The following is a 12950-nucleotide window of genomic DNA, read 5'->3' as shown; positions in this document are numbered from 1 at the left end:
CCCTCGTCACCCGCGCTCGCGCTGCGCGTACTTCGGCGGTCGCCGGCCGTACTCGTCGCGCAGGTCGAACTCCTCGCCGATGTCCTCGACCCACTGGATCGACCCCGACCTCTCCATCAGGTCGGAGGCCCCCGCGAGGGCGGCGATCGACCGGCCGACGACGAGCGGCGTCTGGGAGTCCATCTCGGCGGGATCGGTGTCGCGCGTCTCGACGATGAACTCGGTCGACACGCTGCCGGGATACAGCGACACGCACGCGACGCCCTTCGGCTCGAGCTCGACGGCCATGTCGGCGCTGAGCCGGTCGAGGCCCGCCTTGCCCGCCCCGTACGACGACGAGAAGTGGTAGCTCTGCCCCCCGGGCGAGGACACGTTGCAGACGAACGACCCGGGAGCCGCGGCGAAGAGCAGGGGTGCGGCGTGCCACGACGCGACGTAGTGGGCGCGCAGCCCGATGCCGACCTGGTCGTCCCAGATCGAGACCGGGTGGTCCCAGAACCCGCCACCCCACGCCGGGGGGTCGGGGATCTTGTAGACGTTGTTCACGAGCACGTCGATGCGGCCCTCGTCGTCGGCCACGCGGGCGAACAGCGCCTCGATCTGGGCGTCGTCGCCGTGATCGGTCCGCACCGCGATGCCCCGACCGCCGGCCTCGTCGACCGCGGCGGCCGCCGTGTCGATCGTCAGACCGTCGTCGCCGGTCGTGCGACCCGTGACGTACACCGTCGCGCCCTGCTCGCCGAGGGCGATCGCGGTTCCCCGGCCGATCCCGCGGCTCGACCCGGTGACGACGGCGACCTTGCCGGCGAGCGACCCCGTCGCGGACTCCTGCGACGTCATCGGTCCGCCGCCGTGATGTCGACGTCGAGGCGGGTGAGCCCGCGCAGCAGGAAGCTCGGGAAGTAGCGGAACTCGTTGGACTCCGTCAGCTCGATCGTGTCGAGGCGCCGGGACAGCTCCTCGAGCGCCACGCGCCCCTCGAGGCGCGACAGCGCGGCGCCGAGGCAGAAGTGGATCCCCTTGCCGAACGCGAGGTGGTCGCGCAGGTGGTCACGGTCGGGATCGAACGCGTCGGGGTCGGCGAAGAGCTCCTCGTCGCGGTTGGCCGAGGCGAACACGACGACGAGTCGCGCCCCCTTCGGGATGGCCACCCCGTCCAGCTCGTGGTCCTTCGTCGCGATCCGGAACATCCCCTGCGTCGGTGTGGACAGGCGCAACCCCTCCTCGACGATGAGCGAGGCGCGCGACGGATCGCTGCGCAGCTCGCGCCACTGCTCGGGGTTCTCGGCGAGCAGACGGACCATCTCGGTCAGCAGCTTCGTGGTCGTCTCGTTGCCGGCGACGAGGAGCTGCTGCACCATGCTCAGCATCTCGGCCATGTCGAGCGGGCGGTCGTCGTCGATGTCGGGATCGTCGTGGTCGACGCGTGCGTTGAGCAGGTTGGTCAGCAGGTCGTCCTGCGGCTCGGTCCGGCGCAGCTCGAGCTGCTCGGCGAAGTAGTGCTGGAACTCGTTGACCCCGCGCTCGGCCTCGAGGCGCTCCTCGAGGCCGATGTTGGTGCCGATCCCGGCGATCGAGTCGTCCGACCACCGCTTGAAGTCGGCGAGGCGCGAGTCGGGGACGTTCAGCGCGTGGGCGATCACCTCGACGGGCAGCGGGACGCCGAACTGCTCGACGAACTCGATCGAGTCGTCGTCGATGAACGCGTCGATCAGGCGGGTCGTGATCGAGCGGATCACCGGCTCGAGCTCCTCGATCACCTTCGGGGTGAACGCCTTCGAGATCAGCCGCCGGTACCGGGTGTGGCCGGGGCGGTCCGCGGTGAGCATCGTCGGGACCCGTGGCCAGCCCTCGGCCTGGACCTCCTCCATGCGCGCCCGGTTCTCGGCCGGGATCGGCATGCTCGCCCCGCCGAACTCCGAGGAGTACGTCTCGATGTCGCGCACCACCTCCAGGACGAGGTCGTAGCGGGTCACCAGGTACATGTCGAGGGCCTCGATGTGCACCACCGGGGCCTGCTCGCGCATCGTCTCGTAGTGCGGGAACGGGCACTGGAGGGTGTCGCCGTCGAACGGGTTGAACGCGGCGGGGTCGATCTCGCTCCCGACGTTCTCGGTGGTCGTCATGTCGTGGTCCTCGTCGTCGGTGTCGTCGTGGTGTCGATGTCGTGGTGTCGATGTCGTGGTGGTCGTCGGTGTCGCGTCGTGGTCGTGGGGTCGGGCAGTCGTGGGTGCCCGGTCGTGGCTCAGGTGCCCGACAGGCGCTCGACGATCGGACCGACGGCGTCGACGACCGAGGCGCCGAAGGTGACGTAGGAGATCCCGTAGGTCTCCCGACGCTCGGCGAGCTGGTCGCAGATCGCGTCGACCGAGCCGATCAGCGCGTGGGGGTGCTCGGCGAGCTGGTCGGGCTCGAGCGAGAACATCGGGGCCATCTGGCCGAGGGTCCCCGTACGGTCGTCGGTGACGACGGTGAAGTACGCGCCGATCTCGATTTCGAGGTGGTCGAAGCCCCGACCGTCGGAGCGCTCGGCGGCGCCGTCGCGGACGTAGCCGATCTTGGCCTCGGTGAGCTCCGCGGTGCTGCTGCCGACCCCGTCGGGCCCGATCTTGCCGGAGCTGTTGTCGAAGTTGAGGCTGACGATGTCGGCCTCGCGCCCGGCGATGCCGAGGATCCGCTTCGCCCCGCCGCCGATCATGATCGGGGGGACCCCGTCGGCGGGCTTGGGCACGCCCTCGAAGCCCGTCGCCTCGACGTGCTCGCCCGAGATGTCGACCTCGCCGGCGCCGAAGTGCTGGCGCAGCAGGTCGATCGTCTCCTCGAAGCGGTCGATGCGGACCCCGGCGCGATCCCACCGGACCCCCATGGCCTCGTACTCGCCCTGCAACCACCCGCACCCGAGCCCGAGCTCGAGGCGACCGTCGGCGAAGAAGTCGAGCGTCGCCAGCTCCTTGGCGAACATCACCGGCTGTCGGTAGTCGGTGCAGAAGACGCGCGAACCGATGTTGATCGTGTCGGTCGCCTCGATCGCGACCGCCATGGCGGGGACCGCCGCGACGTTCTGGACGGGGTGGTTGGTGGCGGCGAGGGCCGGACCGGGGCCGATCACGTGGTCGGCGACGCTGAACGTCGAGAACCCCATCGACTCCGCTCGCCGCGCCTGCTGGCGCCAGTCCTCCGCGGTGTCGGCGGCGTAGCTCTGGAGCCCGAACCGGAACGGCCGGCTCACGGCGCGACCCCGCCGGCGCCGTGCGCCTCCGGTCTCCGTCGCTGAGTGCCTCGATGCATCAGGTCCCCCGATCGTGCCGTCCGACTGATTCACGCGGACGGTACCCGATCGCCCGGCGCTGGTACGTGGCGGAGTCCGGCGGCCCCCACGCGGACCGCCCCCGCTGCGTCACGGAACCGGTCGAGGAGTTAGTTTACGAACGTACGGAAAGAATCGGAGAACCGGAGATGCCGAGCCCCACGCGAACCCAGCACACGTTCTGCCGCGTGTGCCACGCCAGCTGCCCGATGGAGGTCGACGTCACCGACGGCCGCGTGACCGCGGTGCGCGGCGTCACCGACGACCCGCTGTTCGAGGGCTACACCTGCATCAAGGGTCGCCAGCTCCCCGACCAGATGGCCGACCCCGGTCGCCTGCGCGCCCCGCTGCGGCGCCGGGCCGACGGCACCTTCGAGCAGATCGCGAGCGGCGACGCGCTCGACGAGATCGCCGAGCGCCTGCGCTCGATCATCGACGCCCACGGCCCGCGCGCCGTCGCTTCGTACACCGGCACCGGCGGGTACCAGAACTCGGTCGCGGTCCCCGCGGCGCGCGCGTTCCACCAGGGCCTCGGCTCGGTGTCGTTCTACACCTCGGTGACCATCGACCAGCCCGCCAAGGGCCTCGCCCCGCTCCGCCTCGGCGGCTGGGAGGGCGGCTACCACAACTTCACCGACTCCGACGTCCACATGGCGATCGGGTACAACCCGATGGTCTCGTCGTACGGCCCGCTCGGCGGCCTCCAGGGGACGAACCCGTTCGTCGTCATGCGCCGCCGCAGGGCGGAGGGGATGAAGCTGATCGTCGTCGACCCGCGACGGACCGAGTTCGCCTCCTTCGCGGACGTCCACCTCCAGGTGCGCCCCGGCCAGGACCCGGCGCTGATGGCCGGGATGATCCGCCTCGTCCTCGACGAGGGCCTCCAGGACCACGAGTTCTGCGAGCGCTGGGTCAGCCAGCTCGACGAGCTCGCCGCCGCGGTCGATCCGTTCACGGTGGACCACGTCGCCGAGCGCTGCGAGATCGACCGGGAGGATCTCGTCGCCGCCACCCGCCTCTTCGCCGCCGGTCCACGCGGCACCGCGGGGACGGGGACCGGCCCGAACATGGCCCCCCACTCGAGCCTGACCGAGCACCTCGTCGTCACCCTGAACACGATCCTCGGGCGCGTCAACCGCGAGGGAGACCTGATCGAGAACGGGATGCTGCTCTACCCCGAGACGCCGCACCGCGCCCAGGTGGTGCCGCCTCGCTCGCCCGCCAACGGGCCGCCCTCGCGCATCCGCGACCTGCGCGGGTACCGCGGCGAGATGCCGACGGCCGCGCTCGCCGAGGAGATCCTGACCCCGGGCGAGGGCCGCGTCCGCGCGCTGATCGTGAGCGGCGGCAACCCGGTCGTCGCGTTCCCCGACCAGGAGCTGACGATGCGCGCGCTCGAGGACCTCGAGCTGCTCGTCGTGGTCGACCACCGGATGACGCCGACCGCGCGGTTCGCCGACTACGTCGTCGCACCGACGCTCTCGCTCGAGCGCGCCGACGTCCCCCACCTGATGGACCGCTGGTTCCGCGCGCCGTACACCAACTACACCGAACCGGTCGTCGAGCGCGACGGCGACGTGCTCAACGAGTGGGAGGTGTTCTGGGAGCTGGCGTCGCGTCTCGGCACCGATCTCCCGCTCCCCGGCGGGTCGCCCGACATGACCGAGCGGCCCGGCACCGACGAGATCATCGACCGCGCCTACCACGGGTCGCGGATGCCCCTCGCCGAGGTGCGCGCGAACCCGCGCACCGTGCACCCCGACGCCAAGATGCGCGTCACCGCCCCCGAGGACGCAGCGACCGCTCGCTTCACCCTCGCCCCCGACGACCTGATGGCCGAGCTCGCCGAGGTGACCGCCGAGACCACGACGAGCTTCGACGGCGTCGACGTGTCGGGGTTCCCGTTCCGCCTGGTGAGCCGCCGCCTCAAGCACGTGCTCAACTCGACCGGCACCGAGCTGCCCGGCCTCGCCCGCAAGGGCACCACCAACCCCGCCTACATGAACCCCGGCGACGTCGTCGAGCTCGGCCTCGTCGACGGCGACGTCATCGAGGTCTCGTCACCTCGCGCGACCCTGCGCGGCGTCGTCGAGGCGGCGCCCGACGTCAAGCAGGGCGTGATCTCGATGGCCCACTCGTGGGGCGGCACCTCGCTCACCGACGAGGAGGTGCGCGAGATCGGCGCGCCCACCAGTCGACTGGTCTCGACCGACGCCGGGTACGACCCCGTGACCGGCATGGTCGTCTCCAGTGCCATCCCCGTCTCCATCCAGAAAGCCGAGGTCGACGCATGAGCATCGACGAAGCCACCCCGCAGTCCAGCGACGCACCCGCCTACGGCCGGTTCCCCCAGCCCGACGAGCCCGACCACCGCGGCCGGGACTGGAGCCCCGACTGGCACGAGGTCGCCGGCCGACTGCTCACCCACCTCGACGAGGACACCACGGACTCGCTCCCGTCGACCCTGACGGTCCCGGTCGACGACTACCTCGACCCGCTCCGCTGGGAGCGCGAGGTGGAGTCGCTGTTCCGGCGCGGCCCGGTCGTGACCGCGCTCAGCGGCCACCTCCCCGAGACCGGTTCCTACCGCGCCGTGGAGATCGCCGGCGTGCCGGTCCTCACCGTCCGCCAGGACGACGGCGGGGTCAAGGCGTTCGTCAACTCGTGCCGGCACCGCGGGGCGCTGCTCGCCGAGGAGGGCTGCGGACAGACCCGCCGCTTCACCTGCCCGTACCACGCCTGGTCGTACGACATCGAAGGCGGCCTGCGCGGCATCTCCGGGAGGGCGAAGTTCGGCGACGTCGACACCGACACCCACGGCCTGACCGAGCTCGCCTGCGCCGAACGCAGCGGGATGGTGTTCACGGTGCTCACCCCCGGCGCCGAACTCGACGTCGACGACTGGCTCGGCGGCTACGACACCGCCCTCGACATGCTCGGCCTCGCCGGCATGGAGCTGCTCGACGAGCGCCACCTGATCGGCCCGAACTGGAAGGTCGCCTACGACGGGTACCTCGACGGCTACCACCTCGACATCCTCCACAAGGACACCCTCGGCGTCGACACGATGGGCAACGTCATGACGTGGGACGCCTGGGGCCCGCACCAGCGCGTCGCCTTCGCCCGGCGCGTCACCCCGGAGCTGCGTGACATCCCGAGCGACGAGTGGCAGCCCGCCAAGCACGTCGGCTTCGTGCACACCGTGTTCCCCCACGTGTCGGTCGCGGGCAACGGCGGGCGCGGGGCGATGGTCAGCCAGCTCCTCCCCGGCCCCACCCCCGATCGGTCGCGCACGATCCAGACCCACCTCATCGCGGCCGACGCCGACGACGAGGAGCGCGCCGCCACCCTCAAGCGTGCCGACTTCCTCGAGTGGGTCGTCAACGAGGAGGACTACCGCACCGGGCTCGGCATCCAGTCGGCGCTCGGATCGGGAGCGAACACCGAGTTCACGTTCGGCCGCAACGAGCCGGGCAACCAGACCTTCCATCGCAGCGTCGACGAGTTCCTCGACTCGACGCCGGTGGAACGACCGTTCAGGAAGTAGGAACCCCATGGCACGCATCGACATCCCCGAGGGCGAGGGCCGCGAGGCGTCGCGCATCTGGCAGCTCGCACCCCACATGGGAACGGGTCTGCACGCGATGAGCGAGGCGGTGTACGAGCGATCGAGCCTGCCCGTGCGCGAGCGCGAGGTCGCGCGGATGCGCATCGCCCAGCTCAACGAGTGCCACGTTTGACTGAACACTCGGGCTGCATCGGCGATGCAGCAGGGCATGACCGAAGAGCTCTACGAGCACGTCAACCAGTACCACGACCACCCCGACTTCACCCCACGCGAACGGCTCGCGGCGCGCTTCGCCGAGCAGTTCGCCCTCGATCACACCGGGATCGACGACGAGCTGTGGGAGCGGATGCGCGCTGAGTTCAGCGACGTCGAGCTCCTCGAGCTGACGATCACGTGCGGGTTCTGCGTCGGGATCGGGCGAGCGTTCCAGGTGCTCGACATCGCACGGGACTTCGACGTCCTGTGGAGCCGCGAACCGCCCGAGAGCTGAGGGCTCCGGCCGTCGTCGGCTCGGAGCGGGGATCGGACCGCTGCGCACGGCGACAGCGCGGCGACCTCGCTCCCGCGAGGATCAGGTCGCGAGTATCAGGTCGACGAGCGTGCGTCGACCCACCACGGCGCGATGTCGGCCGCGTAGCGGTACGAGTACTCGGCGACCAGTCCCGTCGCCCCGGGCGGGGCGTCCTGCTCCTCGGTGGGCGGCAGCGGGCTCGCACCGCCGACCGGGTCCAGCCACTCGAGGCGGAGCGAGTCGATCGAGCGGTGCAGCTCGGGCACCGCGGACTCGTGGTGGTCGCTCGTCTGGTGCTCGATGAACGCGCGGTGGTCGTCGAAGGAGAGCAGGCAGTAGTACAGCGAGGGATCCGAGCTGCGCCAGTACTCGTAGCGGAGCACGCCGGTCTCCTCGGTGTGGGTCCGGTCGTAGAGGGAGCGCGCGATCCGCTCGAACTCGGCCTCGTGTCCGGGTGTGACCCTGATGTGCGCGAGCAGCGTCGCCATGCGGGTGAGCGTAGGTGGTCGCGACCGATCGGGCAGCAGTGGCCGCATGATGCTCCCCGGCGGTCCAGGGCTCGGCGAGCGGTCGCGCCGATGCGCCACGCGACCCCGCACCGGTGCGGTGACGACCGGCGGGGCCCGGCCGCCTCAGCTCGACGGCATCTCGAAGCCGTCGACGATGACCGCGCGCCCGTTGGCCGTCGCCCCGTGGCGGATGCCGACGACCGACTGGTACTCCTCCGAGCCGTACGCCGCCTCGGCCGCCTCGCGCGTGGGGTACTCGATGACCACGGTCTGGGCGCCCGGCTCGCCCTCCTTGGCCTCCGAACGATCGTCGAGGACCAGGATCTTCGCACCGCCGGCCATCAACGGCGAGGCCTGCTGCTGGTAGGAGCGGTAGGCGTCGAGATCGACGACGTCGTAGTTGGCGACGAGGTACGCGGTCATGGTGTCTCCTGAGCAATGTCGGTGGTGCGGATCGTGTCGATGACCGCGGGTGGTGCGGTCGTGCGGTGGTTCGGGTGGAGCGGACCGGGTCGGCCGCCGCCACGTCAGGCGCCGGCGCGCCCGGCGTCGGGCGCGTCGGCTCCGGCGTGGATCGGGGGCCGGGAGCGCTCGGGGTAGGAGTCGGCGGGGAGGGCGCTGATCGGGCCGTGCAGCACGTGGCCGCCGTCGACGTTCAGGCACTCCCCGGTGACGTAGGCGGCCGCGGGCGAGGCGAGGAACACCACGGCGTTGGCGATGTCGGCCGGCCGACCGGGATACGGGAGCGGGACGCCGGACATGTCCTGGCCGACCTCGTCGTCGTAGGTCGACTCCCACCCCTCCGTGCGGAACGCCCCGGGTGCGACGCAGTTGACCCGCACGCTCGGCCCCCACTCGTACGCGAGGGTCCGCGTCAGCTCGACCACCCCCGCCCGGGCGGCGGCGCTGTGCGCGATCCCGGGCAACCCGCGACCGACGATCGCGACGATCTGCACGATCGAGCCCCCACCGCCGTCGAGCATCCGCCGCCCGAACTCCTGGGTCATCGCCCAGGTCCCGTTCAGGTCGAGGTCGATCACGCTCTTCCACCCGTTCTCGCTGAAGTCGCGCGCCTTCTGCGGGAACTGGCCGCCGGCGTTGTTCACCAGCACGTCGACGCGGTGGCGGTCCGCGAGCGCCTCGACCGTCGAGCGGTCGCGGATGTCGACCAGGTCGACGTCGACCGGGTTGCTGGTGACCGAGGTGATCTCGGCGGCGGCGGCGCGCAGCGGCTCCTCTCGGCGCGCTGCGATCACCACGCGCGCTCCGACCTGCGACAGGCCCTCGGCGATCGCCCGGCCGAGCCCCGTGCCCCCGCCCGTGACCAGCGCGGTGCGCCCGGCGAGGAGGTCGACGGCGAAGGGCCGCTCGGGGGGAGTCGTCGCGTCGCCCATCGGTGCCATCATCGCCGATCCGCCTCGACCGGGACGAAGACGAGCTCCGGTGCGTCGGCATCGACGGGCTCGTCGTCGGACACGCCGGCGTGCGGGTTCCGACGGCGCGACGCTCGCAGGGCCTCGGCGGCGCCGACGAGCCCGTAGGGGTACCTGACGGCGACGACCACCAACGCCGATCCGGTCAGCAGGTACTGCTCGATGGTGGACCCCCCGCCCAGCAGGACCACGATCAGCACCCCCGAGGGCGCCAGCAGGCCGCCGATCACCGCCCCGGCCGTCGACCCGATGCCGCCGAGGTAGGCGAGAGCCAGCAGCGCCAAGCCCTCCTGCGCGCCGAGCCCGGCGCCGGTGAACGTCGTCGACCGGTAGGCGAACACGACCCCCGCCGTCCCCGCCACGGCCGACGCGATCGCGGCGCCGACGATCTTCGTGCGCACGACGTCGATCCCGCCCGCCGCGGCGGCCCCCTCGTTCGATCGGACCGCGCGGAAGCGCCGGCCGAGGGAGCCCCGTCGGACGGCCTCGAGCGCGAGGGCGCACACGACCGTCACGGCGAGCACGGCGAACCCGAAGCGACGCTGCGGGAACTGCCCGCCACCCGCGATGCCGAGGTCGACGCCGAACAGCACGGGAGACGTCACCCGGGCGATCCCGTCGCCACCGACGAAGGTCGGGCTCCGGAACAGCAGGTCGTCGAACACGACCGCGACGGCGAGGGTGACGATCGCGAACTGCACCCCGCGGACGCGCAGGCCCGGGACGCTGACCAGGGTCCCGATCACGGTGGTGACCGCGATCGCGGTCAGCGGAGCCACCGGGAAGACGAGCGCGGTGTCGACGCGCGACAGCGTGAACGCGGCGAGCCCGGCGAACGACGGCTGCGCGAGCGACACCTGCCCGACGAACCCCGTGAGCACCACGATCGACAGCAGCAGGGTGGTGACGAACAGGGTCTGGGTCGTCGCGAACCGCACGCGGGAGTCGTCCGACGCGAGCGCGACCGCTGCGACCCCGATCGCCCCCACCCACCACCACCACGCGCCGGATCGCCCGGCCGGCGGCAGCGGCGCGGCGATCGCCGAGGCACCTCGGGTGGGCAACGTCGATCCGAACGCGAACAGCATCACCACGATCACCAGGAACGGGACGAGCGAGCTGATCCCGCCGAGGAGAAAGGTCGGCACCTGGCGGCGTGCGACGAGGTGCACCGCGATCGCCTCGAACCCGCCGATCGCGAGGGCGGCCCCGACGCTGATCGGGATCGAGCGGAGCCGACCGGCGAGAGCGGCGGCGAGGGCGGGGACGACGAACAGGGCGAACGTGAACGGGCCCACGCCGCCGAGCGACGACGCAAGGACGCCGACGACCGCCGAGATCGCCGCCGCCACCATCCAGTTGCGGAACCCCAGACGAGCCGGCTCGAGGCCGAGGAGGATCGCGCCCTTCTCGTTGAGGAACGCGGCGCGCGTCGCGAGGCCGAACCGGGTGACGCGGTACACGACGACCGCCGCCGAGGCGATCACGATCACGGTGGCCGCCATCCACAGCCGGTCGACCGGGAACGGCCGATCGAGCAGCGACACGACCCCGTCGGGCAGGACCCGGGGGGTGCGCACCGTCACGTTGCCGAAGTTCCGTGCGGCGAGTCCCTGCAGGACGAGGGTCAGCCCGATGGTCGCGACGATCGCGGAGACCGGAGGCGCGGCGCGCAGCCGACGGATCACCAGGGGGTGGACGACCGCGGCGACGGCGAGCCCGACGGCCACGCCGATCCCGGCGGCGGGGAGGAAGTCGAGCGGATCACCGAGCGGGTGTCGGTGGGGGACGACGACGACCGGGAGGACGAGGTCGCCCGAGGTGCGCAGCTCGGCGTAGGTGAGCGCCGGGATCATCGCCAGCGCGCCGACGGCGAGGTTGACCACCCCGCTGCCGCGGTAGGTGATCACGATGCTCGTGGCGAACGCCGCGTACAGCGCTCCGGTCCCGACGCCCAGCAGGAGGAAGAAGGCCCAGGTCGTCACGACCCCGGGTCCGCCCGGTCACTCCAGGGCGGATTCACCGAGGTAGCTCGCCTCGAGCACGCTCCGGTTGGCCGACAGCTCGGCCGCGCTCCCGGCGAGCTGCACCTGCCCGTGGTTCAGCACGTACCCCCGGTCGGCGACCTCGAGCGCCATGTGCACGTGCTGCTCCACCACGAGGACACCGCACCCGGTCTCGTTCGCGATGTCGCGCACGATCGGGAGCAGCCGCTCGACGATGATCGGGGCGAGCCCGAGGCTCATCTCGTCGACGAGCAGGCACTTCGGCTCGGACACGAGCGCACGCGCCATCGCGAGCATCTGCTGCTCACCACCGGACAGCAGCCCCGCCATGCGTCCGCCGAGGGGACGCAACGCCGGGAGCAGATCCATCGCCCGCTCGTAGGCCTCGGTGCGCGACCCGCGGTCGCCGGTGAGGCCGAGCCGGATGTTCTCGTCCACGGTGAGGTCGAAGAACAGCGAACGGTCCTCGGCCACGTGGGCGAGACCGCGACGTGGGATCAGGTGCGGCCGGTTGCCGTCGACGGGTTCGCCGAGGACCTCGACCGTCCCCTTGATCGGGGTCAGCAGACCGGAGAGGGTGAGCAGGGTGGTCGTCTTGCCGGCACCGTTCGGTCCGAGCAGCGCGACCACCTCCCCCGGTCCGACCGTCAGGTCGAGGTCGCGCACGACGGCGATCCCGCCGTACCCGGCGTGGAGTCCGCGCACGTCGATCAGCAGACCGTCGCCGGTGTCGGTCGTCGTGGTGGTCGTCGTCGTGTCGGTCATGTCGCCTCCGCAGCGTCGTCGGTCGCTTCCGGGATCGTGTCGGGGTCGACGGTGCGTGCGCCGCCGCCGAACGACGCGCCGTCCTTCGCCTGGGCCTCGCCGGCGGACTCGCCCAGGTAGGCGGCGATGACCGCGGGGTCGGCGCGCACCTCGGCGGGGGTGCCGTGGGCGATGATCCGGCCGAAGTCGAGCACGTAGATGTAGTCGCAGACGTTCAGCACCAACCCCATGTCGTGGTCGATGAGGAACAGGCTCATGTCGTGGGAGAGGAACTCGCGCAGGTGGTTGCCGAGGAGCTGGCTCTCGGCGGTGTCGAGCCCGGCCGCCGGCTCGTCGAGGAGGACGAGCTTGGGGCGGGCGGCGAGCGCTCGTGCGACGCCGATCAGCTTGCGCTGGCCGTGGCTGAGGTCGCTCGGCAGGCGGTCGGCGAGGTGACCGAGTCGCATCTTCGACATCGCCCAGTCGACCTGTTCCTCGTAGGGCTTCTGGAACCGGCCGGGGACGATGACGTCGGTGACGACGGAGTGCCAGCGCGCCGGTTGGGCGACCGCCATCAGGTTGTCGCGCACCGACAGGTCCTCGAACAGCTCGAGCGACTGGAAGGTGCGGGTCAACCCGAGGCGGGCGCGGGCGTGGGGCTGCATCCCGGCGAGGTCCTTGCCGTCGAAGGTGACCGAGCCGGCGCTCACGTGGGTGAACCCGGTGATCGCGTCGATGAACGTCGTCTTGCCGGCTCCGTTCGGCCCGATCAGTCCGACGAGCTTGCCGGTCTCGCAGTCGAGGTCGACGAGCTCGTTCGCGTGCAGGCCGCCGTAGCTGACGGTCAGGCCACGTGCTTCGAGGAGGGCCAT

The 12950-nt window shown here is 71.6% G+C and carries 13 protein-coding genes; 4 read left to right on the top strand and 9 right to left on the bottom strand.

The annotated features are described in order from the left end of the window. Window positions 1-6 precede the first annotated feature (6 nt). From ACOOHC_RS01830 to ACOOHC_RS01820, 3 genes are all read right to left on the bottom strand, one after another. On the bottom strand, window positions 7-840 hold the full coding sequence (locus tag ACOOHC_RS01830; RefSeq protein WP_420452310.1) for an SDR family NAD(P)-dependent oxidoreductase: 834 nt from the start codon (window positions 838-840) through the stop codon (window positions 7-9). Then, window positions 837-2126, bottom strand: coding sequence for a cytochrome P450 (locus tag ACOOHC_RS01825; protein ID WP_420452309.1), 1290 nt, complete (start codon window positions 2124-2126; stop codon window positions 837-839). The genes ACOOHC_RS01830 and ACOOHC_RS01825 overlap by 4 nt, the downstream gene beginning before the upstream one ends. A 119-nt stretch (window positions 2127-2245) precedes the next feature. After that, window positions 2246-3229, bottom strand: a complete 984-nt coding sequence (locus tag ACOOHC_RS01820) for a TIGR03621 family F420-dependent LLM class oxidoreductase (RefSeq protein ID WP_420452308.1) — start codon at window positions 3227-3229, stop codon at window positions 2246-2248. A 227-nt stretch (window positions 3230-3456) separates the two neighbouring features. On the opposite strand from ACOOHC_RS01820, the gene ACOOHC_RS01815 reads away from it, so the two are divergent. The 4 genes from ACOOHC_RS01815 to ACOOHC_RS01800 are packed head-to-tail and all read left to right on the top strand — an operon-like array spanning window position 3457 to window position 7365. Continuing rightward, window positions 3457-5601 (top strand): molybdopterin-containing oxidoreductase family protein, encoded by a 2145-nt coding sequence (locus ACOOHC_RS01815; RefSeq protein WP_420452307.1) that lies wholly within the window; start codon window positions 3457-3459, stop codon window positions 5599-5601. Further along, a complete protein-coding gene (locus ACOOHC_RS01810) occupies window positions 5598-6854 on the top strand; it encodes an aromatic ring-hydroxylating oxygenase subunit alpha (RefSeq protein WP_420452306.1) in 1257 nt (418 codons plus the stop codon). Before ACOOHC_RS01815 ends, ACOOHC_RS01810 begins: the two co-directional genes overlap by 4 nt. A 7-nt stretch (window positions 6855-6861) precedes the next feature. Then, complete coding sequence (locus ACOOHC_RS01805) at window positions 6862-7047, top strand: hypothetical protein (protein ID WP_420452305.1); 186 nt, start codon at window positions 6862-6864, stop codon at window positions 7045-7047. A 36-nt stretch (window positions 7048-7083) separates the two neighbouring features. Continuing rightward, window positions 7084-7365 carry a carboxymuconolactone decarboxylase family protein gene (locus tag ACOOHC_RS01800; RefSeq protein WP_420452304.1) on the top strand — a complete coding sequence of 94 codons (282 nt, stop codon included), beginning with the start codon at window positions 7084-7086 and terminating at the stop codon, window positions 7363-7365. Window positions 7366-7460: 95 nt separating this feature from the next. Here the strand turns inward: ACOOHC_RS01800 and ACOOHC_RS01795 are convergent, their stop codons facing one another. The 6 genes from ACOOHC_RS01795 to ACOOHC_RS01770 form a co-directional block, all read right to left on the bottom strand. Further along, on the bottom strand, window positions 7461-7874 hold the full coding sequence (locus ACOOHC_RS01795) for a putative quinol monooxygenase (RefSeq protein ID WP_420452303.1): 414 nt from the start codon (window positions 7872-7874) through the stop codon (window positions 7461-7463). Between the two features lie 144 nt (window positions 7875-8018). Further along, a complete protein-coding gene (locus ACOOHC_RS01790; protein ID WP_420452302.1) occupies window positions 8019-8318 on the bottom strand; it encodes a DUF1330 domain-containing protein in 300 nt (99 codons plus the stop codon). Window positions 8319-8422: 104 nt separating this feature from the next. After that, complete coding sequence (locus ACOOHC_RS01785; protein WP_420452301.1) at window positions 8423-9289, bottom strand: SDR family oxidoreductase; 867 nt, start codon at window positions 9287-9289, stop codon at window positions 8423-8425. Window positions 9290-9297: 8 nt separating this feature from the next. Continuing rightward, window positions 9298-11313 carry an ABC transporter permease gene (locus ACOOHC_RS01780; RefSeq protein WP_420452300.1) on the bottom strand — a complete coding sequence of 672 codons (2016 nt, stop codon included), beginning with the start codon at window positions 11311-11313 and terminating at the stop codon, window positions 9298-9300. 18 nt (window positions 11314-11331) lie between these two features. Continuing rightward, window positions 11332-12099, bottom strand: coding sequence for an ABC transporter ATP-binding protein (locus tag ACOOHC_RS01775; protein WP_420452299.1), 768 nt, complete (start codon window positions 12097-12099; stop codon window positions 11332-11334). After that, on the bottom strand, window positions 12096-12950 hold the full coding sequence (locus ACOOHC_RS01770; RefSeq protein ID WP_420452298.1) for an ABC transporter ATP-binding protein: 855 nt from the start codon (window positions 12948-12950) through the stop codon (window positions 12096-12098). Before ACOOHC_RS01770 ends, ACOOHC_RS01775 begins: the two co-directional genes overlap by 4 nt.

This window comes from Ilumatobacter sp., assembly GCF_965215205.1.
Classification (GTDB): Bacteria; Actinomycetota; Acidimicrobiia; order Acidimicrobiales; family Ilumatobacteraceae; genus Ilumatobacter_A.
Note: the sequence above shows the minus strand (reverse complement) of the source record. Positions and strands in the feature narration are given on the sequence as shown.